Below are 24854 nucleotides of genomic sequence, written 5' to 3'. Positions count from 1 at the left end.
AATTTTTAACATCAGAATTGAAAATTGAAGCCCAGAGTGAATGCTCTCGGGGCGGCCCAGTTATAGTATCCCTCATCATAGCCGAAATAGCTGACTGCTTCGGGATCACCGCCTTTGTACTTCGTCCATGTAAAGAGGTTATTGCCCGTTGCATATACTCTCAGCTGATCTATCCCGGCGCGCTTCATACGTTCTGTCCGAATATTGTACGCCAGTGTCATTGATCGTAGCTTTACATAAGATCCGTTTTCAAGGAATAATGTCTGATCAGGCTGATAAGCATATACTGCGCTCCAGGGATTGTATTGGGGAATTTTGCTGTAATCGCCGGGAACCTTTGACCACCAGGTGATTTCTTTGATCGCTTTCGGGTCATCAATGCCTTCACGGTTGGCAAAATCAAAACGATTGGCTAATACCTGGTTAATGATCTTACGTCCGAATGCATAATTGATCAACACATTCATCTCCCAGTTTTTGTACCGGAATGTATTACTGAATCCTCCCGTGGCTGCAGGCGATATACGGCCAGTCATGATCCTGTCTTTATCGTTGATGTCATAATTACCGTCCAGGTCTTTCCATTTAGGATCTCCTTTACGCATGGTTACTCCCTGGTAAGTCATCTTCCTGCCGGTTCCCGGGTTCACCGGAACTTCAGCATCTGAATTATAAATTCCTTCGTTAATCAGCAGCCAGTATCGGTCTGTTGGCTTGCCTACCAGGAACCGGCGGTTACCGATCACCAGGTCTGTAAGCCCGTCTGGCAATGCCATCAGCTTGTTTTGGTTGGTGTATACGCTGAGGCCGGTCGACCACTGAAATGCTTTATCCTTTACTACATCTGCATCAATCGCCAGTTCATATCCGTAGTTACGTATACTCATTCCATTTTTCACAATACCGGTATAACCTTCTTCTTCCAGTGTAGGTATTTTTACCAGCAGGTTCTTATCTGTTTTAGAGTATACATCCAGTGAAAGCCTTACCCTGTCGTGGAATAAGCCGAGATCTATTCCTCCGTTCATCTGTTCTACTACCGGCCAGGAAGTACCCGGAACAATATAGCCGTTACCGTAGGCGGCGTTAATAACCGGGAAGCCATTATAGGTAGACATATTAGGCACGCCGTTCCAGCCTGCATCTACGTTATAAACAGGGCCGTTTCTGTAAAATTCATCCATTACCAGCCGGCCTACCCGGCCCCAGCTGGCGCGCACATTCAGGTTGCTGAGCCAGTCGGATTCTTTCAGGAAATCTTCCCTGGATACTTTCCAGGAAGCCGACAGTGTGGGCGATATCAGCCAACGCTGACTGTTGCTCAGATAAGAGGTGCCATCTCTTCTGAGATAGAAGTTCACAAAATATTTCTGTTGGAAATTATAACCGATGTTACCATAAAAAGATGCCAGGTTGGAAACAGTAAAATCTTTTGTATTGAACATCAACCGGAAGTTGCCGAAACGGCCTTGTTTCTGATCATCTGTCCCGGGCTGGTATATCTTCACATAATCACTGGATCCTTTATAAGCACGTCCGTAATCATAGCGCCATTTGTCCCACTGACCATAAGCACCGAGGGTAACATCCACATGATGCCCGTTCTTCAGGTCAGTTTCATAACGCAGTGAGTTATCCAGCACCAGGCGTTTGTTCAAACCATCAAAGTTGGAAACATAGCTGTTCCCTTCGCCTAATGCGGTGGGTACGAAGAAGTCGCGGAAGTTCTGTCCGTAGTCGATCGCAAAGCGGGTATTCCACGACCAGTGCGAGAGAAAATTATACTGCGCATTGGCAATGATCCTGGCCGAGTTATTCTTATTGCGATTGATGGTATTATTCAGATCCGTGTAATACTGTTGCAGGTAATCCTTGTTGGGCGACAACGGCGAAGAATAGTTAAAGAGATAGTCTTCATCACCAGCGCGGTCGCGTATGAATTCATTCCTTTTACGGTTCAGGTTCGCTACTGCCACATAGGTAGTTATCCTTAAATTCCTGATCGGCTGAATGTTGAGGCCAAAGTTCACATCATAGCGCTTGATGCCCGTTTTATCGTACACGCTCTGTTGCGACGATTGCCCGACACTAAACCTGAAGTTGGTGAACGGCGTTCCTCCACTGACTGCGGCTTGTATACCATCTGAAAATCCGTTCCTGAAAAAGAGATCGTCCCAGTTTGCAGGGCCGTAATAACGCGCCTGCGACGAATCCGCCAGATAACGGGGGAAGTTGCGCCATTGTGTTTCGTCGGCATACTTCTGGTAAAACGGCAGCCTGAAATCACTCTCGTAACGCCCGTTCACAGCATCTACGGCGGGCTTCAATGAAAGCCCCACATACCCGTTCACTGATACTTTCATAGTGCCTACCCTCGGCGCCCTGGTAGTGATATTCACAACGCCGTTAGCGGCATTCGGTCCGTATTTTGCACTCGCCGCAAAATCCTTCAGTACTTCTATACTTTCAATATCATTTACATCCAGAAAGGCCAGCAGGTTAGTTTCTGTGCCCATCCTGTTAAAGTCGAACCGCTGTATATCATACGCAAAAGCATGATCCAGGATAAGCGGCACTCCATCCACTACGTAGGCCGGCTGAGCGTAAAACAGATCCCGGTTACTGAGTAACAGCGAAGAAGTACCACGTATGAAAACGGAGTTTCGCTTCCCCGGCTCTGCAGTAGGTGTGCGTACATCCACGCCGGTTGCCCGTCCTATCAGCATCTGATCGATACTGATATACGGCAGCTTTCTTACTTCAGACATCTCTACGGAGGAAATAGCGCCATTCCTGCCGGGTCTGAAAATAAGCTCGTTGTTGGGAACATAACCCAAAGTATCCCTGTGTGTGGATACCACTTTGGAAAAAATTGCAGCAGAATCCACGGAAGCCTTGTTCCCCGTGTCCTGCTTACTTTTGTACAAGACATTCTGGGCACTGGCATAGTTACAAACCATACACGCAGCCGCCAACAGATAAACTCCCCTGTACAGGAAAATGTAAATGTGCTTCATACATGAAATTTTAGGAATGAGATCCCCGCAACGCAAAATGATTTGCATTGAAACGTGGAGTATTACAGACATTTGCGGGCATAGCACTCCCGCTTCCTTTTTCAGGAATGTCTCTACGGCGTAAATGATGTACGTTACGGTAACAGGTAGTCAATAACACCGCTGTCTGACGCCGGACATGGCATCAGCAGTGCATTGGAATTGTTCACCTCCAAAAAAAATACGTACCGGAAATACTAAGGGCACCTCGAAACCCTATCAGGTTCTAACGATCGATGAGTCATGGACAAGTTGTTTAACGTGAAATTTAAATCCTGAAACGATGCTCGTTTTTCAATAATTGCTAGTACTAACGACGCTTGTTAACTACAGCTTACACGGGGCTCTACAATCATCAATACTACCAACGCTATTTAAATTCTGGTTGTACTATTAACGCTACTAATTCAAATGTAACTAGCTAAATGGATTTTTCATAGTTTTTCAAGAAATTTTTTTGAAAAATAATGCGGGATTAATAAAAAGACATCCTGTATGATTAGTGTCACAACAAGCTTTGAATAACACTCAATAAGCCCGGTCAGTAGTATAACGTACCAACTCCTCCAATGCAGATCTGGCAGGCGATTCAGGGAATCTGTATAAAATTTCAATAGCTTCGTCCCGGAAAGCCATCATTTTCCCCTCTGCATACTGCAACCCTCCCAAACGCTTTACTTCCCCTATAACGAAATTCACTTTGTCTTTATCGGTATACTCATGCTTCACAATATGAAGTATCTTTCTTCGTAATACCGGGTCTGCTTGCTTCACCGTATAAATTAAGGGAAGCGTCACTTTCTTTTCCTTGATGTCATTACCCGTAGGTTTACCTACATCTGCATTCCCATAATCAAACAGATCATCTTTCAGCTGAAAGGCCATACCTGTTTTTTGTCCGAAGTCATGTATCAACTGCACCATCTCCGGTGTACCCGAAGCGGAAGCAGCTCCTGCTGCGCAGGCTGCGGCAAGGAACGACGCAGTTTTTGCATGAATCAGATCGTAATAGTCTTTTTCTTCAAAGCTCAGCTTATTGGATTTTGTCATCTGCAATAATTCACCCTCTATCATTTGCTGTATGGCGGAAGAATAAATTTTGAGCAGTTCAGGCTCGTTGTTGTCCAATGCCAGTAAAACACCTTTGGTAAATAACTGATCTCCCACGCTAACGGATACCCGGTTTTTCCATAGTGCATTCACGGAAAATGCACTTCTCCGCTTCATGGCATCGTCTATCATATCGTCGTGCACCAACGAAGCGGTATGTAATATTTCTACCAGCAGTGCAGCCCGGTAGCTGGCCTCGCCTATCTCTCCGCATAACCTGGCGCACAACAGCACAAACATAGGTCGCATCTGCTTCCCTTTGTGCGCGATAATATCCGACATAATCCGGTCGAGCAACACGAGGTCGCTCGTCATAGTACTGGCAAACTTTTCTTCGAACAGTTGTAATTCGGCGCCAATGATTTTTCGTGCTAATTGCATACAGGTATAGTCTCAGAACAGCGGCGAAATTAGCACTTCCGGGGGAAAGATGATAAAAAGAATACTACTCGACAGATATATCAATACCGGGGGCGGCGGCGCTTCTTTAATTGAATGAAATAATCCAGACCTATCCTCCCGCTTCCATAAACCAGTAAGGTAAATAACATAATGAGGTAATACAATGGTATCTCAAAGCCATTATCTCCCGCTGCAAAACCATTCTTCCAATGCACGGTAAATATCGCTGCCAACATGCTAACCATCAGCAAGGGGGTTATAAAACGTACAAACAACCCTGTTACCAGCAATATGATCCCTGCCGACTCCGTGATGGCTACTACCCAGGCAGTGATATAAGGTAATGGAATCTGCAACTGCGCGAACCAGTCGCCAATACCATGTATATCTTTCCATTTCATCATAGCCGGCGCATAAAACCCATAGGCTAGCACCAGCCGCATCGCCAATAAAGGCAGGTCTTTCAGGAATGCTCTCATATGCTTATGCTATCTTTGAAACCCCAATACAAATTGTTGCTGCTGCATGTGTTGTAAAAAAGCAAGCGTATCTTTCTCCAATATATCCGTCACCGTTATATTCAGTTGAGGGGCATATTCCAGTATATCCTTTAATGTTAGTCCGTGCACCATTTGCTCTGTTACCAGTGCCAGCCAGGGCGACAAATCCGTGAATTCCACGTTGCCGGTATCCGGATGCCGGTGCAGCAATACAAAGTAGGTTCCCTTGCGGGAAAGCAATGCTTTCTTCTCAGAAGTAAGGTGAACCGGATAAGCAAACTGCAACAGGCGATGCTCCGGATTAAGTACCAGCGGATCGTCTGTCCAGCTGCCGGACATCTGATAAGGCGCCGGCATAATATCTTCCATATTATATACCTCCATTTCTGCCCATTCAAAGGCCAGGAGGTCATTCAGGTAAGGAATAGCATGCACTTCTTCCCAGTTATTTTCTACGGCATAGGTATAAAATTCAAGCGGCAGTTTCCATACCTGGTACGATTTACACGCGTGACGGGCGAAGAACTCCTTCACCATCCTGTTCCATTTCCCGGCAGGAATGCTGCTGAATGTAATGGGAAATGCGCTCTCCATTGTATCGCAGATCACATTAAACACCAACTGCCGGTAATGCTGTATGCGGCCAGGTGTGAGGCCGGGCAGCTTTACAGGCTTTCCGGTACGGCAGTACGCGGAAAAAGTCTGCTGTATTTGACGGGTGTCAGGCAACAAGCTCATTTTTCAGTTTCCATTGTTTTTGACAGATACTTTTCAACCGCACTAACTCTCCCTGCAATTCGCTCATCTCAGGGATATTGAAATCCCGTTCCAGCAATACCGGCACAGGTTGCAGATGCTGAAGCGTCCATTCAAACAAATCATATACAGGATCAATAATAGGTTCTCCGTGTGTATCTATAATCAGATCCGGCGCCACCTGCTCATGGCCGGCCATGTGTATATAAGCTACCTTGTTCAGCGGAAGCTGCTGTATGAATGCTTTGGCATCATACTGATGATTGAAGGCATTCACATAAATATTGTTAACATCCAGCAACAACTGACAACCGGAACGCTCCACCACTTCCCGGATGAATTCAGCTTCACTCATCTCTGCTGCTACCGGCGTATAATACGATACGATCTCCATCGCCATCGGCCGCTGCAGAAAATCCTGTACTTCCTGTATACGCGCTGCAATATGTTTCACCGCATCCATGCGGAAAGGTATCGGTAACAGGTCGTACATATGTGCATTGTCGCATTTGGAATAACTCAGATGCTCCGAATACAACTGCACTTTATATTCGTTGAGAAAAGTTTTCAGATACTGTAGAAATTCCCGGTCAGGTTCCTCGGGACTGCCGATCGACAACGAAAGCCCATGGCACAGCACCGGGTATTTGTCGACCACCTGGTGCAATATCTTCTTCCAATACCCACCTATATTCATCCAGTTCTCGGGAGCAAACTCTACGAAATCCGGCCTGATATGTTCGCCGCTGATCAACTCCTCCGCGAACTCCCTTCGAAAACCAACTCCTACCATGATGATACATTTAGTTTGTTAGGAAAACGGAAAAAAGACCGGCGGCTATATCTACTACCGGTCTTTTCGATGTAAGCTTACCTGCCGGATTTAGATGAATCTGCTTTAGGCTTGGCAGCACCTTTCTTTCCACCACTTTTGTGCCCCTTCTTATCACCACATTTGCCTTCACCACATTTGCCCTGGCCACATTTACCTTCTTTGGATTTTCCAGCCATAGCGCTGTCTTTCTTAGCGCCGCAGGATAATTCAATGGCATTTGCGGCAGCGCCGGAAGCACCAGTCAACGCACCTCTTACTGCAGCACCGGAACCCAGGTTAGTGTAACTTACCGGTTTGGCATTTACCTGCAATGATGCCAGGCCCAGGATAGCACCTGCAACCAGCGAACCTGATAACAAAACTTTTTTGTTGATGGGATTGTTGTTTTTCATCTTTTGAAAATTTAATTGAATGAAAAAATATGTGTTCAATGGAATAGACGTGGTAGTTGGAGTATCCTTACAGGTAACTGAAATTATTTTTTCAGCTTTGAATCAATCAGTATTTCCCATTGCTTTTTCAATTCTTCCGGAAGTGTGGTTGCTTCCTCCAGGGTCAGTGCCTTCAGGTACCTATCGATGGCCTTGCTTTGTTTTTCATATCGTCTGCACAGTACACACATCAGCAAATGCATCTTCAAACCGATCCACTGCATAAAAGGCAATGGATGTTGCAACTGCTTTTCCACCAGCATGGTGGCTTCTTTACAACAGGGCATTAATGTGCGACTTTTTCCCATCCTCAATTACTGAACCAGTTTTTTTCCAGGCAGGCCCTCAGCTGCAGTTTTGCGCGATGGACGATTACCCAGTAATTGGACGTAGTAATAGTCAGTTCCTTACAGATCAGTTCAGATTTTTTTTCTTCGAGGTATTTTTGCCGGAAAACCGTTTTCCCTAATCCGGTCAGTTTATTCATGCAGGCACGTAATATACTGAGAAAATCCATCCGCTCCTGCTTACTGCTGATATCATCTGTCCAGGCTTTTGGGCCGGCTTCCTTTTTCCAGTGCCCTTTCTCATTAAAAAATACCTCCAGAGGATCGCTATCGGTATTCCTGGCCTCTTCAAGGCTGATTGTAAATATGGTTTTCTCTGCTTTCCGGTAATGGTCTGTTATTTTATTTTTAAGTATCGCCGTCAGCCAGGTCTTTTCGCTGCTCTCTCCCCGGAAGCTGTCTGCGGCCTGTAAAGCGCTGAGAAAAGTATCCTGAACAAGGTCTTGCGCCTGCGTGGTATCAGCTATTTTGCTGCAGGCAAATCGGAACAGATCATCAGCGTATAGCCGTACCCATTCTTTTGGATTACAGGTTGCCATGGTTCATCTTCTGGTTAAATAGCCATTCGGGCAGGCCCCTCAATGGAAGCATACGGTAAATTACCGGTTTTAGTTTTCTTTTGAGCCCAAAAAAATGTTAAAGGCGGATAAGTGGGTGATGTGGAATGGTAATTGGTAGTTGACTATTGGTTACTATTCGTCATTTTATACTAATTTTGACCCAGTACCCAATGAAAATGTAACAATTTCGGCCCATGAAAAATGAAATGTCGCCAACAACGGCTGTTTATTTCGTAACATTATTAAAAGCATATCTACATGGTACTAAAACGAGGCCGGAAGTGATTGAAGAGTTACGTAGTGTTACCCCGTTGCAACATAAGGAGGAAGAAAATACGCACACGGAAGTAAGCAGGCTGGTGTTTAAAGTGGCCCGGGATATCAATGAAGATTACTACGGGGAAATTGTCACCACCATTTCCCATGCCGCTGATACTACTCCCACCCGGGAAGGAACGATACATCAGCTGGAAGCGATGCTTACCGGGCATATCACCACCGAACAGCTCTACCAGTGGGCTACCTGGCACAACGAACCTGGCACCGATGAAGAAGGCGCCGGCTTTTTTGATGATATAGCAGTAGACTATTTCTGTACCCAGCTACTCCCGGCCGCCGCCGGCGAGCTCACCCTGGCCCACTACAAACAAGCCCTTAAAATATTCCGGTCCGGCCATCATAACAGCCTGAAAGACAAAGTGGCCCTGGTACTCCTTTCCGAAAAGGAAAAACAAAGATTTCTCTTCTACCTGGGAGATTATATTCAGGGGCATACCTCCCCCGAACAACTGGATGTATACCTGCTGAATAAATTCGGCATGGACCATCACTCCTTTCCGTACATGTCGTCCCTCGCTGCCATCATGCACGAACCAGGCAAATTGCCCGCCCTGCTGAAAATAGCAGCCATGGAAGAAGCCTGATCGCTAACTCACCATCAGGCTACAGCCTCTGAGTGCAGAATTATCCAGCCGGCCCAGTACTTCAAAACTACCATCGGCATGCATACGGCCTATGTCGTCCGTTGCAATGAAGGCACACGAATGGATATTGGCCAGATCGATGATATTCATTACCCCGGCGCCTTTTCCGGTTGTGATCTGGAAAGGGTCGTTTTCATCGCGCAGCAGCACTTTCATCCAGGAAGGCGTTTCAAAGAAACCGTTGCACTTCGAATAAGCCTGCGACAACAACTCCGTCATTCCATATTCCGCATGTATACAGGAAGGGCCCAGCCGCTCCTTCAGGAAAGCATGTACTTCCTCTCTTGTCCATTCCTCCCTCCTTCCTTTCATTCCGCCGGTTTCCATCACAATGGTATGCTCCAGCGAAAGCTCATACTTTTCGGCAAAATCGAGCAATCCGAATGTAACCCCTATCAGCAGCACTTTCTGCCCCCGGTTCTCCAGCTCCTGCAACTGCTGGTATAACTTATCATGTTCATACAAATAAAACCCGCTTTCCCGATGCCGGCTGCGAATGGTCATTTCCTGCACCATCCTCACGAGAGACGAATGTTGTCGCTCCAGGTAAGAGGGAAGTAATCCCAGGATCACGTAATCGCTCACCGGCCCGTAAAACTGCTCGAAGGCCGTCATAAAACTACGGGTATAGATATCCGAATATCTCACCAGGTGCCGGCTATTCACTGTTTGTGTAGTACCGCTGCTCTCAAATACAAGTTCGGGCTCAAATTGCCCGCATGCTACCCGGTGCGATTTGAAGAATTGTATAGGCAGATAGGGTATTTGCGTTATATCCCTCACGGATGCAGGCGCTATCCGCAGAGCATCTGTATAAGCCCGGTAAAGTTCATTTGCCCCGTACTGGTACCTGAACATCTCCAGTGCGGCGGCTTCCAGCTCTCCTTCCTTCAGGGAAAATATATGATCCGGTGAAATGGCAGTCATGTATCTCTGTCTTTAAAACCGCACAAAGTTAGGGAGAAGAATAAAACCAGCCGTGGTAAGTAACAATTGTACCTAAAAAAACGTTTCTATCATGGCAGGGGAGAGATAAGCGATTATTTGTATATTACCTAAATTAATGTAGGTTTGTTTTATGAAGAAAATTCTGTTTTTAGTCCCGTTAGCAATCCTTTTTTACGCCTGTAAGAAAGATGGTGTTGGCAGTAAGCCGGTGGTATCATTTATCAGCTATTCCACCGATTCCATCGGCAAAAATACCGATATGCTGATGATCACCCTGAATGTAAAGGACGGTGACGGAGACATTGAAAATCTTGTAAATCTCGCGCCTATCCGTAACAGCCGCCAGGATACCCCTTACATAAAACGCAAGATGCCAGGCATCGGCGCTAACAAAGGCTCCAATGTAAACGCGGAAGTAAGGGTGCTGCTGCAATCAAATGACTTCGTAGTGGGTACCGTTACACCTCCTAAAGACAGCCTTCGTTTCGGGATCTACATTGTAGATAATGCCGGTAACATCAGCGATACCATTTACACACCCAAGATCCCGTTTAACAGACAATAATTAATATCTTACATTTACATATCACCGGATTCCTTTTCATTAAAGGAATCCTTTTTATTTTTAGCTTTATCACCTTATTTCATGTGTATGGATAAAATAGACGAATTAAAGGGAAAACAAGCCGAAGCCCTGCTGGGTGGAGGCGATGTACGTATTGCCTCCCAGCATAAAAAAGGAAAGCTCACTGCCCGGGAACGCCTGCAACTATTGATGGATGAAGGATCGTTTGAGGAACTGGATATGCTGGTCATGAACCGCAACCGCGGACTGACCTCCGATCAGGAACAATTTCCCGGCGATGGCGTAGTGACCGGTTACGGCACTATCAACGGACGGCTTACTTACGTTTTTTCCCAGGACTTCACCGTCTACGGCGGTAGCCTGTCGGAACCCCATGCACGCAAGATTTGCAAAATCATGGACCTCGCCATGCAGAACGGCGCTCCGGTTATAGGCCTGAACGACAGTGGCGGTGCGCGTATACAGGAAGGGGTGGTAAGCCTGGGCGGCTATGCCGATATCTTCTATCGCAATACCAGGGCCTCCGGCGTAATACCTCAGATTTCTGCCATCATGGGCCCCTGTGCCGGTGGTGCGGTGTATTCTCCGGCTATTACCGACTTTATCCTGATGGTAGAACAAACCTCTTATATGTTCGTAACCGGACCTAACGTGGTTAAAACCGTCACACATGAAGAAGTAACCTCCGAGGAGCTGGGCGGCGCACAAACCCATGCCGCTAAAAGCGGGGTTACCCATTTTGCCTGCGCCAATGAAATTGAATGTATCCAGTATATCAAGCAGCTGCTAAGCTATATACCGCAGAACTGTGAGGAAACAGCGCCGGTATATCCCTACCAGCCGGGCAATGAAACAAGGGAAGCGCTGAATAACATGATACCTGCGCACCCGAACCAGCCCTATGATATGAAGGAGGTGATCGCCGAGATCACAGATCCGGATAGCTTCTTCGAAGTGCATAAGAACTTCGCCGAAAATATGATCGTTGGCTTCGCCCGCATCGCCGGCCGCAGCATCGGCGTAGTGGCTAACCAGCCGGCACATCTGGCCGGAGTACTGGATATCCACGCTTCCGTTAAGGGAGCCCGCTTCACCCGCTTCTGCGACGCATTTAATGTTCCCCTGCTGGTACTGGTAGATGTACCCGGGTTCCTGCCCGGCACCGACCAGGAATGGAACGGCATCATCACTAACGGCGCTAAACTGCTCTATGCGCTCAGTGAAGCCACGGTGCCCAAGCTGACCGTCACCACCCGGAAAGCATACGGCGGAGCCTATTGCGTAATGAACTCCAAACACATCGGCGCCGATATCAACCTCGCCTTCCCCCAGGCTGAAATTGCTGTGATGGGCGCTAAAGGAGCCGTGGAAATTATCTTCAAAAAAGAAATAGATGCCTCTCCCGATCCTGAAACCCGCATGAATGAACTGGTGGCCGATTATACAGAACGGTTCGCCAATCCATACCTGGCAGCGGAAAAAGGCTATATCGATGAGGTTATCCAACCGGACCAGACACGGATCAAACTGATTAAAGCATTTAAAATGCTTGAAAATAAAGTGGTAAATATGCCGAGAAAAAAACACGGCAATATACCTTTGTAATAAGCTACCAGCAGCTAGCTGCTAGCTGCTGGCTGCTCCATACTCACACGATCATGCTTCGTAGCATTTTTAATTTTCTGCTGTTTACATCCATCTACATCACAGGATGTGCTTTGCTAATGATATGGCAAACCAACGAGTTACTGCACCTTCATTACAACCAGCAAAGCTTTTACCTGTTTGTATTTTTCTCTACTATCTGCAGTTATAATTTTCACTGGTATCTTACCCCGGGATCTTATTCATCGTCGGAAAGAATACGCTGGGGCGACAGGCACCGCACGCTGATGCTGTTTCTTTGCGGCATTGGAGTGGTTGGGTCGTTATGGTATTTCTGGCAACTCCGCGAACATTGGTTCGTACTCAGCGGCAGCGCGTTCCTGACCTTTCTCTATTCCGCCCCCAAAGTGCCGCACAAAGCCTTTCGCTGGCTGAGCAGGATTGCGATCGGTAAAACCCTGTTCCTGACCTTCGTATGGACCTACGTTACCACCCCGCTCCCGGCCCTCGTAGCCGGTCAGCCTTTCAACGCTCCGGCCATACTCCTGACTATACATCGTTTCGCGCTGATATACGCTATCTGTATCCTCTTCGATTACCGCGACATTGAATCCGACAGAAAAGAAGGCATTCGCAGCCTGATCACAGCACTGGATCCAAAAAACCTCGACAGGCTCTATTTCCTGTCCCTGCTGGTGGCCGCCATTGCTGCGTTCCTGATGAAACCTTATATCAGCTGGCCAGCCCTCATTTCCCTGATCATCCCCGTGATCGCTACCGCGCTGATCACCCGGAAAGCCCAGCGAACCAAATCCGATTACCTCTTTTATTTCGTACTCGACGGATTCATGGCCCTCTCAGCCGCGCTATATGTGCTCATGAGCCTTTAGCTGGCACATTTTTTATTACCTTTATCAGATCAATCTGTGATCATTATGTCTAAAAAACCAAAAGCACTACTCGGCAAGGAATCAATGGCATTCCTGAAAGACTACCTCAATAACCCATCTCCTACTGGTTTTGAGAAGGAAGGACAAAAACTCTGGCTGAAATATCTTACTCCGTATATTGATGAACATTATGTAGATGCCTACGGCTCTACAGTGGGTATCATCAATCCCAAAGCAGCGTTCAAAGTGGTGATTGAAGCACATGCTGATGAAATATCCTGGTTTGTAAATTATATATCACCGGAAGGACTGATCTACGTTATCCGTAATGGTGGCTCCGATCAGCAGATCGCTCCGTCTAAACGGGTAAATATCCATACAGAAAAAGGAATCGTGAAAGCCGTATTCGGATGGCCCGCTATCCATACCCGCCTCCGCAGCGGCGATGGCAAAGAGCCCCAGCCGAAAGTTGATAATATATTCCTCGACTGTGGCGCCCGCACCCGCAAAGAAGTAGAAGATCTGGGTATCCACGTTGGCTGCGTATGTACCTTCGAAGATGGCTTCGAGGAACTGAGCCACGATTACTTCGTATGCCGCGCCATCGATAACCGAATTGGCGGTTTCATGATCGCTGAAGTTGCGCGCCTGCTGAAGGAAAGGAAACAGCAACTCCCATTCGGCCTGTACATCGTCAATGCCGTTCAGGAAGAAGTAGGCCTCCGGGGCGCTGAAATGATTGCTAAACGCATCAAACCGGATGTGGCGATCATCACCGATGTTACCCACGATACCAGTACCCCGATGATCAACAAAAATATCGAGGGCGAAATAAAATGCGGCGCCGGCCCTTCCATCACTTATGGCCCGGCCGTACATAACATCCTCCGGGACCTCATTATCAAAACAGCTAAGAAAAACGATATCCCCTTCCAACGGCACGCTGTCAGCCGCAGCACCGGCACCGATACCGACGCCTTTGCCTACAGCAACGACGGTACCCCTTCGGCGCTGATCAGCCTCCCCCTTCGCTATATGCACACTACCGTGGAAATGGTGAAGAAAGATGATATCGAAAACACGATAGAACTGATCTATCATGCTTTGCTGAATATTACGCCAAAAACGAACTTCAAATATCTTTAAGAAAGAAATTAAGAATGCCAGCAGAGATATTAGCGAATTTGATCTTCGCGTTTACTATCTCCGCTGGCATTCTTAATTCTTCTTCCTATATTCCTAATTCTTAAAGAAGTCTGCAGCTCTCACTGTCTTCTCCACCCACGCTCCTGAATTGGGCTGCAACACATACTCGCTCATCCCCACCCTGTCTGCTCCGGGAGCCCAATCATAGGTATATCCCATCCTCGTCCACGGATAATGTGCATCGGTAGCGGATGTTAACGGCCTGTAATAGGCAAAGATGATATAGTTGTTAAACCAGTTGGCGTAATTGGTGGAAACTCCGCTCACCAATACCGGTCCCGTTGTTTTGGTATCGATAGCCGGATTACCTGCCGGACGATACAACTGTGAAGCCTTTACCCACATGGTGGCAATATGCGTATTGGTTTTCGGGTTAACCGGCGGCAAACCCAGCAACTGACAGATACGCATAATTGTATCGGATCCTGGTTTGAAAGATGGGCCTATCTTGCTTTTCATCTGTTGGGGAATAAAGAGCCACGACTCTCCCCAGGTATTCGTAATGGAATCTCCCGCAGGATAGCTACTCGGATAACGCATAAATGTAGCCATCAGTACATAATCCTGTCCATTGATATTTTTCCATTGCAGGTTGTTATTACTTTGGGCAATCGGCCACAGATCATTGGAAATCTTGCTGCTGTCGCCAAGCATCGCCTGATCCACTGCCTGGTTATATAACTCAGTCATGTTATACACCGGTGGAGGGGTTTCGTTGTCGTTCTTCTTACAACTGGAAAATGCAACAGCTGCCAGCAGGCACATGAAAGGCAATAATTTGCCAAAGGGGACTCTTTTCATAGAAGTGGTTTTCTGGATGACGGTTATTTTAACGAGTCCCGCAATTAAATGAATTTCAAGGAAATAACAAAGGGGAATTAAGAATTCCCCCCTAAAAGCTCATTCTGAACTGCTCTATCCCCAACCGGTATCCCTTCAGTCCCAATCCATATATCCCTCCTACACATTTGGGTGCTATCAGCGATGTATGCCGGAATTCCTCCCGGGCGTATACATTACTGATATGTATTTCTATCACCGGAGCCCTGATACCGGCAATGGCATCGCGAATAGCTACGGAAGTGTGCGTATAGGCGCCAGCGTTAAGCAGTATACCATCTGCCGTAAATCCTGTTTCATGCAGATAGTTTACCAGTTCCCCTTCTACATTGCTCTGGTAATAGGTAAGGGTGATATCAGGATACTGCTGTTGCAGCTGACCGAAATAATGTTCAAAAGATTCACTGCCATAGATACCTGTTTCCCGCTTGCCCAGCAGATTCAGGTTTGGGCCGTTGATAATTGCTATTTGCATGACGATGATTATGTATAAAAGAATGGGCTAAGATAGCTATTCCTTTGTATTATCACTACCCCAGCGGAAGGTTCGCTGTTCAATACCTGCCAGGTCAATGATGCGATCTACAACGGTAGCTGCCACTTCCTCCATATTGGCAGGCAAACTGTAAAAAGAAGGAGTAGCCGGACAAATAATCCCTCCGGCCAGGGTAACGGCTTCCATATTTTTGATATGAATAAGGTTATACGGCGTTTCCCGTACTACACAGATCAGCTTTCTCCGTTCTTTCAATACCACATCGGCCGCCCGTGTAATCAGGTCGTTCGAAATACCGGTGGCGATACGCCCCAGTGTACCCATGGAACATGGGCAAATGATCATGGTATTAAAACGCCCCGACCCCGACGCAAAAGGCGCGTGGAAATCCTGTTGCGTATAAAAGCGGAAAGGGATTTGCTTATAACCCTCATCTTTTAATTCTGTTTCCCATACGGTTTTGGCATTCTCGGTCATGACCACTGCTACGGTGTCCAGCTGATCCTGCGCCGCCTCAAGCTTCTGCAAGAGCTGACGGGCATAAATCGATCCGCTTGCTCCCGTAACTGCTACTACTATACGATGTTTCATTGGCTGTGCTGTTGTTGGTGCAAAGCTAGCCTATTCTCCGCTATTGAGCACAGCAAATTATACCTGCCGGCAGCAACAGGCACACGTCATAACAGCAACAAAAAACTATAACCCGGCCTGTGTGGCTATTTCGTCCATCAGAATGCCGGTATGGCTCTCATGATAGATGCACTCGCCGTTACGGATGAGAAGTATCTGCGGGGACTCGTGCCCGACCCCATACATGTCAGCAATTTTATCAGATACGGAACGGTATGAGATAAGATCCAGGTAGTAAAACGTTAGCCCTTCCGGTGCACCAGCCCTTTCCAGCCTGGCTTTGGCCATGGAGCTGATAGAGCATCGCGTACTGTGTTTAAAAATAGTTACCGGCTCCTGGGCGGATGCGGTATTGATTTCCTCCAGCTGCTCCTCACTGGTCAACGTTTTCCAATTCATTTAACAGGATTTGTGATGTACTGTCACCGGCGCTTTTGCCATTCCCCTCATTGGACATCCCAATTTCTGATGGCTTGCGCACGATGTTAAAAAGGCAGCAAAGATACAAACCATAAGGGTGCAGCCCAAAATTCTGACATAAGATTGCATACTGGCAGTTTTAATTAATTTATGACTAAAACGGATTTTCACAGGAAATATGATGCGACAACTTTTTTAATCGTCTTTTGTGACGTTATTTTGCAAATATAGAAATTACATTAAAAAAAACAACAATGTAATTTCCGGATTTTTACAGGAAGATATCCGCAGTACTGGAGACCTCCATGCCTGGAACACCTTCCACGTTTTACCCATCCGGAAGATACCTCGGTGTTATGACAAAAGTACATTTTATCGCCATAGGCGGAAGCGTAATGCACCAACTGGCCATCGCTCTCAAAAACAAAGGTTACCAGGTAACCGGCAGCGACGATGAGATCTTTGAACCAGCCTTATCGAACCTTAGGCAGGCAGGAATCTTACCGGATAGCACCGGCTGGAATGCCGGCCGGATAACACCCGACCTGGATGCCGTTATCCTCGGTATGCACGCCCGGGATGATAATCCTGAGCTGATCAGGGCCAGGGAGCTGCGACTGAAGATTTATTCTTTCCCGGAATACATCTACCAGGAAAGCCGCGATAAAACCCGCGTAGCCATCGGTGGCAGCCACGGTAAAACCACCACTACTGCCATGGTCATGCACGCCCTGCAATTCAATCACCTGCAGTTCGATTATCTCGTAGGCGCCAAACTCGAAGGGTTTACCCAGTCCGTGAATATCACCAACGCCCCCATCATCGTTTGTGAGGCGGATGAATACCCCGCTTCTGTGATAGAGAAGAAACCTAAATTCCTCTTCCTCCATCCCAGGATCGCGGTATTGACAGGTATCGCCTGGGACCACATCAACGTATTTCCGACTTACGATATATATAAAGAGCAGTTTGCCATATTTATCAGGCAGATGGAAACTGGCAGTGTACTTATCTATAACAGCACAGATGAGGAGCTTGTTCAACTGGTAACAGCTAACGCCGGCCACCTGAAGCTGCTGCCATATGCGCTGCCCGCTCACGCCATCGAAAACGGCGTAACCCGGGTGTCATTCGGCGATCAGCAGGCCAGCCTGCTCGTATTCGGCGATCACAACCTGCTCAATCTTCACGCGGCGAAACTGGTTTGCAACGAACTCGGACTGTCAGATGCGCAGTTCCTGGCCGCCATCGCCTCTTTCAAGGGAGCCGCAAAACGACTGGAGCTGGTCGCCAAAAACGACCACTGCGTGATCTACCGCGATTTTGCCCATGCCCCTTCCAAAGTGAAAGCCACCATGGAAGCCACCCGCCAGCAATTCCCCGGCCGCCGGCTGATTGCGGTGCTCGAATTGCATACCTACAGCAGCCTCAATGCCGCCTTCCTTGAACAATACAAAGGCGCCATGGACCCGGCTGATGTAGCGGTTGTATTCTACAGCAAACACGCCCTGGAAATCAAACGGATGCCCGATCTGGATCCTGAAATGATCCGGCAGCAGTTTGCCCGGCAGGATCTGCAGATTTTCACCGACCGGGAAAAACTGGAAGCATTCCTCTCCAGCCAGCAATATAACGAAACTAACCTGCTGCTGATGAGCTCCGGAACGTACGATGGTCTTGATTTCGCTGGACTGAAATCTTTGCTGCCCAATAATTAAACTAAAAACTAAATACTGTATAATGCCTTCTTTGCTCCTCAAAAGGCCGCTGGCCGTGATAGATCTGGAAACCACCGGAACCAATGTGGCCACTGACCGTATCATCGAAATTGCTATCATCAAAGTGTTTCCTGATAAAACAACCCAGTCGAAAGTAAAACGTATTAACCCGGGAATGCCCATCCCTGCAGGATCCACAGCAATTCATGGTATCAAGGACGAGGATATAAAAGACGCCCCTACCTTCAAACAGGCTGCCCATGAACTCAAACAATTCCTGGATAACTGCGACCTGGCCGGTTATAATTCCAACCGCTTCGATATTCCCCTGCTCGTAGAGGAATTCCTCCGCGTGGATGTTGACTTCGACGTTTCCAAACGCAGATTCGTAGATGTGCAGCGTATCTTCCACCTCATGGAAAAACGTACCCTCGCTGCCGCTTACAAGTTCTATTGCGATAAACAGCTGGAAAATGCTCACAGCGCCGAAGCGGACGCGCTTGCTACTTACGAGATACTGGAAGCCCAGCTCAGCCGCTACGATAACCTCCAGCAGGATATCGATTCACTGGCCGAATTCACCCGGGAAGAAGACTATATCGACTTTGCCCGCCGCCTCGTTATGCAGGGCGGACAAGAGGTATTCAACTTCGGAAAGTATAAAGGCCGCTCCGTACGCGAGGTACTGAAAGCAGAGCCCCAGTATTACGACTGGATGATGAAAGCTGACTTCCCGCTTAACACGAAAAAGAAACTCACTGAGATCTTCCATAATATGATGTTAAAAAAAATGTAATGTTAACGGGGAAGATTATATCTTGCGGCGGAATTGAATTATTTTCGCAGTCCAAAAATATCATCTGCTGAATTGGAAAAGCTTGTCATCATTCCTACGTACAATGAAAAGGATAATATCCGCAATATCATTGACGCCGTATTTTCCCTACAGGAGAACTTTCACGTCCTCATCATTGACGATGGCTCCCCGGATGGTACCGGCGCTATCGTAAAAGGATTGCAGGAACAACATCCCCGTGAGCTTTTCCTGGAAGAAAGATCAGGTAAACAAGGGCTGGGTACAGCTTATATCCATGGTTTCAAATGGGCCCTTGCAAAAGGCTACCAGTACATCTTTGAGATGGATGCCGACTTTTCGCATAATCCGAAAGATCTCGTTCGCCTCTATGATGCCTGCACCAAAGAAGGAGCAGATGTGGCGGTAGGCTCCCGCTATGTAAAAGGCGGGAAAACTGAAAACTGGCCATGGGACCGGGCGGTGTTATCTTACGGTGCCTCCATTTACGTAGGCATGATCACCTGGATGCCAGTGAAAGACCCCACCGCCGGCTTTGTATGTTATAGCGCTGCTGTACTGGATGCCATCAATCTTGATCAGATCCAGTTTGTAGGCTATGCCTTCCAGATAGAAATGAAATTTACCGCCTGGAAGCTCGGTTTTAACATCAAAGAAGTTCCTATCACCTTTAAAGACAGGAAAGAAGGTTATTCAAAAATGAGTAAAGGCATTGTAAAAGAAGGTATCCTGGGGGTACTGAAGATACAATGGCAAAGCCTTTTCCGGAACTACAAAGTAAGAGTAAAGAATTAAACTGATTGCGATAGCACATTTCAGGGATTTAACCGGATCTGACTAACCCGGTTAAATCCCTGTATACATTAAGCGAGACCATGAAAAAAGCATTTCTCCAGCTGCACCTTTCTGTGTTCCTGGCTGGATTCACCGGTATCTTGGGCAAACTCATCACCCTCAATGAAGGGCTGCTGGTATGGTACCGCCTGATGATTACCTCCATATCCCTGCTGATCCTCTTCCGGTTGCAGGGCACTTTAAAGAAACTTCCCTGGAAAGATATTCTTCCTATCGGTGGCACCGGCGTGGTGATTGCATTGCACTGGCTGTTCTTTTACGGCAGCATTAAGTACTCCAACGTTTCCATCGGGGTGGTCTGCTTTTCGCTGACCAGCCTGTTCACTGCCATCTTTGATCCACTCATCAACCGGCGCCGCTTTGATGCCATCGAAATGCTCCTCAGCTTCATCACGCTGGCCGGGATACTGCTCATCTTCCACTTCGACAGCCAATACCAGACCGGTATCATCCTGGGCGTGATTTCCGCCATGTGCGCCGCCCTGTTCACCGTCTTTAATAAACGGCTGATCAGACGTTTCGATACCTACAGCATCACCTTCTACGAACTTTCTACAGGCTTTATCGTATTAAGTCTGGCACTGCCATTTTACCTCCGCGCATTCCCCGTTGCTTCCATACTCCCTTCCACTATGGATCTTATCTACCTCTTCATCCTGGCATGGTTCTGCACCATCCTGATGTATCTCCTGAGTATGAGCGCATTGAAAAAAATCTCTGCCTTCACCGTCAACCTTTGTTTCAACCTCGAACCTGTTTACAGCATCATCCTGGCATTCGCCCTCTTCCACGAAAATAAATCCCTGAACGGCGCATTCTATGCCGGATTGGGTTGTATCATATTGTCCGTAGGCCTGCAGATGATTAGGGTTGTGCGGGGAAGAATTACGAATTAGGAATTACGAATTCTTTACTTTAGCATTTATGAGAAACATTCTATTCGCGACCTCCCTTTTTCTCGGTGGTGCGCTATCAACCTATGCACAACAACCTGCAAAAAAACCGCTGGATCACAGCGTATATGACAGCTGGCAGAATATCGGCGCCAAAGTGATCAGCAACAACGGACAGTGGGTAGCTTACACCATTACCCCTCAGGAAGGGGATGCAAGCCTGGTGATTTACGACAGGAAAACTAACCAGTATCAAACCATTCCCCGTGGCAGTAACCCGGTGATTACAAATGATTCCCGGTACCTGGTATGCAGTATTAAACCGCTTTTTAAAGATACCCGCGAAGCAAAAATCAAGAAGAAAAAACCGGCGGAAATGCCGAAAGATTCCCTGGCGGTGATCACATTGGGGCAGGCCAACGTCTTGAAATTTCCATCCGTAAAATCATTTAAAACACCGGAAAAAGGCAGCGGCTTAGTGGCTTTCCTACAGGAAGCGCCACCTGCTGATACCACAAAAGGGAAGGGTGCTAAAACACAGAAAGCGCACGATACCGACCGTGCCGATGACGACAAAAGCAACAGCTCCGCCAATGAAAGCGGCCAGCTCATTATCCGGCAATTGCTCACCAACCTCCAGGATACTGTAAAGAACGTGACGGAATATGCTTTCAGCAAGCCGGGAAACCGCCTGCTCATTGAGCTGACGGCCGACAAAAAAGATTCTCTTTCCCGCAATGCAATGCTGCTCTGGCAAACCGATACCCGTAAAGCGGATACCATTAGTAAAGGCAACGCCGACTACAAACAGCTGGCCTTCGACGAAAAAGGAGAACAGGCCGCTTATTTCGGTACCCGCGATTCTGCCAAAGCATTGCAACAATTCTATAAACTTTATTATTACAAACCCGGACAGGATAGTGCATTCGAAGTAGCCGACAAAAACAGTACGGGTATTCCCGCTAAATGGACCGTCAATCCCAATAGCACCATCAGTTTCAGCAAAGATGGTCAGCGCCTGTTCTTTGGTACCAGCCCTGTTCCTCCGGTGAAAGACACCAACATAGTAGAGTTTGAAGTAGCAAAGGTGGATATATGGAATTACAAAGATGACTACCTGCAACCCATGCAGCTGAAAAATGCAGACAAAGAACTGAAGAGAAGCTATGCCGCCGTATACTATCCCGGTAGCAAACGGCTGCTGCAACTGGGCGATCAGCAACTGGAAAACGTCCTTACTGCGGCAGAAGGTAACAGTGCTTATGCACTCGGCTATTCCGATAAAGGGGAACGCATTCCCCTGCAATGGACTGGCCGTACCCTCAAAACTGCCTGGCTCGTGAATGTAAACGACGGATCCCGCAAACAAATCCACGATAAACTGGATGGAGACTACACTATCTCACCCGCCGGAAAATATATCATCTGGTACGACCTGAATGCCCGGGAATGGTTCAGTTACAACAATACTTCAGGCGCTGTAACCAGCATCAGTAAAGGTATTCCGACCAAGGTATATGATGAGGAAGACGATCATCCCGATACGCCCGAACCATATGGCTTCGCCGGCTGGCTGGCCGACGACCGCTATGTGTACCTCTATGACCGCTACGATATCTGGCAAACCGATCCCGCCGGAAAAGCAGCACCTGTCAATATTACCAACGGCGAGGGCCGCAACAACAAGATCCGTTTCCGTAACCTGCGATTGAATCCCGAAGAAAAATTCTTCGCACAGGGGCAGCAGCTGACGCTTTCCGCTTTCCAGGAAAGTACCAGATACAATGGCTTTTATACCCTGGAGCTGCCCCGCAAAGGCAATCATACCAACGCTCCCAAACAGCTCCTGTTAGGCCCGTATGCCTATACAGACCTCCAAAAAGCCAGGACTGCGAATGTATACAGTTATATCCGCAGCAGGTATGAATTATCGCCTGATGTTTTTACGGGAGATGCCATCGCCACGGCCGTGCAAATCAGTCATACCAATCCACAGCAGCAGGATTACAACTGGGGTGCTGCTTCGCTGTATAAATGGACCACTTTCAGCGGCAAGCCCTCCGAAGGCATCCTCTATAAACCGGAGAACTTCGACAGTACCAGACAATACCCGGTTATTTTCTACTTCTACGAAAAATTAACCGACGGATTGTACAGCTACCAGGCACCCGCGCCTACCCCATCCCGACTCAATATTTCTTTCTTTGTTAGTCGCGGTTACCTCGTGTTTGCGCCTGATATCACCTACGAAAACGGGCATCCGGGGAAAAGCGCCTACGATTACATCGTGAGCGCCGCCCAGGATCTGGCCAGACACCCCTGGGCAGATGGCAAACATATGGGCATACAGGGCCAGAGCTGGGGCGGCTACCAGGTGGCCTACCTCGTCACTCAAACAGATCTGTTTAAAGCCGCCTGGGCTGGGGCACCGGTTGCCAACATGACCAGCGCCTATGGCGGTATCCGCTGGGAAAGCGGCATGAACCGGCAATTTCAGTACGAACACTCTCAAAGTCGTATCGGTGCTACCTTATGGGAGAAGCCGGAATTATACATCGAAAATTCTCCGCTCTTCCACCTTCCGCGAGTTACCACGCCACTGGCTATCATGTCGAACGACGCCGACGGTGCAGTACCCTGGTATCAGGGCATCGAATTATTCACTGGTCTCCGTCGTTTAGGCAAACCCGTATGGCTGCTGAATTACAATAACGAAGCCCACAACCTCATACAGCGCCAGAACCGGAAGGATATCCAGCGCAGAGAACAACAGTTTTTCGACCACTTCCTGAAAGGCGAACCAGCTCCCCAATGGCTGGAAAGCGGCATACCAGCAACGGAAAAGGGTGTGAACTGGGGGTTTTAGGAGTTAAGAATAGGGAATAAAGAATTAAGAAAGAAGGCGGAGATAGTAAACGCGAAGATCAAACTTCGTTACTATCTTCGCCTTCTTTCTTAATTCCACATTCCCTATTCTTCATTAATAAGAATTTCGTAATATGAAATAATCTACTTATATTTACAATATCCTAAACTTGTGCCTATGAACTTCCATATCTGTCATCCCGCGGATGCTTTGCGGCCATTTGTTAAGCAATACTATTACTGGAAAGATGATACCAGGGGAATTATCCAGCTGCCACAAAACCTTTTTGCATTAGGAGATCAGTACATGATCTTTATGCTTGAAGGGAAGGCGGAAGTACGGCCGGTAAATCACAAGGCGTTTACATTACCTGCCTGCTCTGTGCTCGGGCATCTGACCTGCGCATTCCAGTTGCAGGTACAGGGGCCGGTTAGGGCAGTGGTGGTACAGCTGAACGCTTATGGCTGCTATCGTTTACTGGGTATGGAAGCCGGCGGCTTCACCAACTATTTCCGTAATCTTTGTGCTGCCGGTCAGCATCACTGGAGCCAGTTGGCAGATGCCCTTGCGCCTGCGGAAGATACGGCTACTGTGGAAGCAGTGCTGGACAAGGCTTGCCTGGAGTCGCTTGCTACTCACTCCGGCGATTTGAAAACAATAGACGATATCGTTGATTATATGCTGATGATGCAGGGGAATATTGCCATGAACGATCTGACTGCCCGCTACGGACTTTCCCGCCCCACGCTGGAAAGGATCTTCAGCACTATTGTAGGATTGCCTCCGCAACTCTATGCCCGGATGATCCGTTACAAAACTGCGCTTAGCGCGTTAAGAAATCTAAACCTGCCTCAATGGCAAACACCTGTTACACCAACTGCTCACTACAACCAGGCCCGTTTCATAAAAGACTACCTGCTGTTCGATCATGAAGCATCCTGGTTTATGCCAAGTGCGGCGGCCACTATAGCGAAGCTACCGGTTACAAATGTAGCGGTAGCAAGTTGATTGGCGCCCTTGTTAGAAATTACGAATCAGGAATGAAGAATTAAGAATTATACGCGAAGATCTAAGTGGATAAACTTTAATACGCCTTATCTTCGCTAA

At 47.6% G+C, this 24854-nt stretch carries 24 protein-coding genes; 11 read left to right on the top strand and 13 right to left on the bottom strand.

Going from position 1 to position 24854, the window contains the following annotated elements; translation table 11 throughout:
• Positions 1–11: 11 nt before the first annotated feature.
• The 8 genes from UNH61_RS04220 to UNH61_RS04185 form a co-directional block, all read right to left on the bottom strand.
• Positions 12–3017 (bottom strand): SusC/RagA family TonB-linked outer membrane protein, encoded by a 3006-nt coding sequence (locus UNH61_RS04220; protein WP_326990869.1) that lies wholly within the window; start codon positions 3015–3017, stop codon positions 12–14.
• A 567-nt stretch (positions 3018–3584) separates the two neighbouring features.
• Positions 3585–4547 carry a polyprenyl synthetase family protein gene (locus UNH61_RS04215; protein ID WP_326990868.1) on the bottom strand — a complete coding sequence of 321 codons (963 nt, stop codon included), beginning with the start codon at positions 4545–4547 and terminating at the stop codon, positions 3585–3587.
• 80 nt (positions 4548–4627) lie between these two features.
• Positions 4628–5047 (bottom strand): DoxX family protein, encoded by a 420-nt coding sequence (locus UNH61_RS04210; protein WP_326990867.1) that lies wholly within the window; start codon positions 5045–5047, stop codon positions 4628–4630.
• 9 nt (positions 5048–5056) lie between these two features.
• Complete coding sequence (locus UNH61_RS04205) at positions 5057–5806, bottom strand: DNA-binding domain-containing protein (protein WP_326990866.1); 750 nt, start codon at positions 5804–5806, stop codon at positions 5057–5059.
• Positions 5790–6617 carry a DUF692 domain-containing protein gene (locus UNH61_RS04200; RefSeq protein WP_326990865.1) on the bottom strand — a complete coding sequence of 276 codons (828 nt, stop codon included), beginning with the start codon at positions 6615–6617 and terminating at the stop codon, positions 5790–5792. Before UNH61_RS04200 ends, UNH61_RS04205 begins: the two co-directional genes overlap by 17 nt.
• A 77-nt stretch (positions 6618–6694) precedes the next feature.
• Positions 6695–7051, bottom strand: a complete 357-nt coding sequence (locus tag UNH61_RS04195; RefSeq protein ID WP_326990864.1) for a hypothetical protein — start codon at positions 7049–7051, stop codon at positions 6695–6697.
• An 83-nt stretch (positions 7052–7134) separates the two neighbouring features.
• Positions 7135–7377 carry a hypothetical protein gene (locus UNH61_RS04190; RefSeq protein WP_326990863.1) on the bottom strand — a complete coding sequence of 81 codons (243 nt, stop codon included), beginning with the start codon at positions 7375–7377 and terminating at the stop codon, positions 7135–7137.
• Between the two features lie 23 nt (positions 7378–7400).
• Positions 7401–7976 (bottom strand): sigma-70 family RNA polymerase sigma factor, encoded by a 576-nt coding sequence (locus UNH61_RS04185; RefSeq protein WP_326990862.1) that lies wholly within the window; start codon positions 7974–7976, stop codon positions 7401–7403.
• Positions 7977–8191: 215 nt separating this feature from the next.
• Here UNH61_RS04185 and UNH61_RS04180 point away from each other — a divergent pair, with 215 nt between their 5' ends.
• A complete protein-coding gene (locus UNH61_RS04180; RefSeq protein ID WP_326990861.1) occupies positions 8192–8920 on the top strand; it encodes a hypothetical protein in 729 nt (242 codons plus the stop codon).
• Positions 8921–8923: 3 nt separating this feature from the next.
• On the opposite strand, the gene UNH61_RS04175 is transcribed toward UNH61_RS04180, so the two are convergent.
• Positions 8924–9907: an acyl transferase gene (locus UNH61_RS04175; RefSeq protein ID WP_326990860.1), complete on the bottom strand. Its 984-nt coding sequence runs from the start codon at positions 9905–9907 to the stop codon at positions 8924–8926.
• 151 nt (positions 9908–10058) lie between these two features.
• Here UNH61_RS04175 and UNH61_RS04170 point away from each other — a divergent pair, with 151 nt between their 5' ends.
• The 4 genes from UNH61_RS04170 to UNH61_RS04155 all read left to right on the top strand — a co-directional run bounded on the left by UNH61_RS04170 (position 10059) and on the right by UNH61_RS04155 (position 14155).
• On the top strand, positions 10059–10493 hold the full coding sequence (locus UNH61_RS04170) for a hypothetical protein (protein WP_326990859.1): 435 nt from the start codon (positions 10059–10061) through the stop codon (positions 10491–10493).
• An 87-nt stretch (positions 10494–10580) separates the two neighbouring features.
• Complete coding sequence (locus UNH61_RS04165) at positions 10581–12119, top strand: acyl-CoA carboxylase subunit beta (protein ID WP_326990858.1); 1539 nt, start codon at positions 10581–10583, stop codon at positions 12117–12119.
• Positions 12120–12172: 53 nt separating this feature from the next.
• Positions 12173–13009 (top strand): UbiA family prenyltransferase, encoded by an 837-nt coding sequence (locus UNH61_RS04160; protein WP_326990857.1) that lies wholly within the window; start codon positions 12173–12175, stop codon positions 13007–13009.
• Between the two features lie 45 nt (positions 13010–13054).
• Entirely contained in the window at positions 13055–14155 is a 1101-nt protein-coding gene (locus tag UNH61_RS04155) for a M42 family metallopeptidase (RefSeq protein ID WP_326990856.1), read from the top strand.
• Positions 14156–14248: 93 nt separating this feature from the next.
• Here UNH61_RS04155 and UNH61_RS04150 read toward each other — a convergent pair whose 3' ends face one another.
• The 4 genes from UNH61_RS04150 to ytxJ all read right to left on the bottom strand — a co-directional run bounded on the left by UNH61_RS04150 (position 14249) and on the right by ytxJ (position 16580).
• Positions 14249–15016, bottom strand: a complete 768-nt coding sequence (locus tag UNH61_RS04150; protein WP_326990855.1) for a hypothetical protein — start codon at positions 15014–15016, stop codon at positions 14249–14251.
• A 91-nt stretch (positions 15017–15107) separates the two neighbouring features.
• A complete protein-coding gene (aroQ, locus tag UNH61_RS04145) occupies positions 15108–15530 on the bottom strand; it encodes a type II 3-dehydroquinate dehydratase (RefSeq protein WP_326990854.1) in 423 nt (140 codons plus the stop codon).
• 36 nt (positions 15531–15566) lie between these two features.
• Positions 15567–16142, bottom strand: a complete 576-nt coding sequence (locus UNH61_RS04140; RefSeq protein ID WP_326990853.1) for a UbiX family flavin prenyltransferase — start codon at positions 16140–16142, stop codon at positions 15567–15569.
• Between the two features lie 105 nt (positions 16143–16247).
• Complete coding sequence (ytxJ, locus tag UNH61_RS04135) at positions 16248–16580, bottom strand: bacillithiol system redox-active protein YtxJ (RefSeq protein WP_326990852.1); 333 nt, start codon at positions 16578–16580, stop codon at positions 16248–16250.
• 377 nt (positions 16581–16957) lie between these two features.
• Here ytxJ and UNH61_RS04130 point away from each other — a divergent pair, with 377 nt between their 5' ends.
• The 6 genes from UNH61_RS04130 (at position 16958) to UNH61_RS04105 (ending at position 24755) form a co-directional block, all read left to right on the top strand.
• Positions 16958–18319, top strand: a complete 1362-nt coding sequence (locus tag UNH61_RS04130; RefSeq protein ID WP_326990851.1) for a Mur ligase family protein — start codon at positions 16958–16960, stop codon at positions 18317–18319.
• 22 nt (positions 18320–18341) lie between these two features.
• Positions 18342–19115, top strand: a complete 774-nt coding sequence (locus tag UNH61_RS04125; RefSeq protein WP_326990850.1) for a 3'-5' exonuclease — start codon at positions 18342–18344, stop codon at positions 19113–19115.
• Positions 19116–19187: 72 nt separating this feature from the next.
• Positions 19188–19928 (top strand): polyprenol monophosphomannose synthase, encoded by a 741-nt coding sequence (locus tag UNH61_RS04120; RefSeq protein ID WP_326990849.1) that lies wholly within the window; start codon positions 19188–19190, stop codon positions 19926–19928.
• Between the two features lie 80 nt (positions 19929–20008).
• The gene (locus tag UNH61_RS04115) at positions 20009–20884 is read left to right on the top strand and encodes a DMT family transporter (protein ID WP_326990848.1); all 876 of its coding nucleotides are present in this window, start codon (positions 20009–20011) and stop codon (positions 20882–20884) included.
• Between the two features lie 28 nt (positions 20885–20912).
• Complete coding sequence (locus UNH61_RS04110; protein ID WP_326990847.1) at positions 20913–23747, top strand: prolyl oligopeptidase family serine peptidase; 2835 nt, start codon at positions 20913–20915, stop codon at positions 23745–23747.
• A 177-nt stretch (positions 23748–23924) separates the two neighbouring features.
• Entirely contained in the window at positions 23925–24755 is an 831-nt protein-coding gene (locus UNH61_RS04105; RefSeq protein ID WP_326990846.1) for a DUF6597 domain-containing transcriptional factor, read from the top strand.
• Positions 24756–24854: the final 99 nt, after the last annotated feature.

Source organism: Chitinophaga sp. 180180018-3 (genome assembly GCF_037893185.1).
Lineage (GTDB): Bacteria > Bacteroidota > Bacteroidia > Chitinophagales > Chitinophagaceae > Chitinophaga.
The sequence above is the reverse complement of the archived record's forward strand: the minus strand, read 5'-3'. Positions and strand labels throughout refer to the sequence as shown.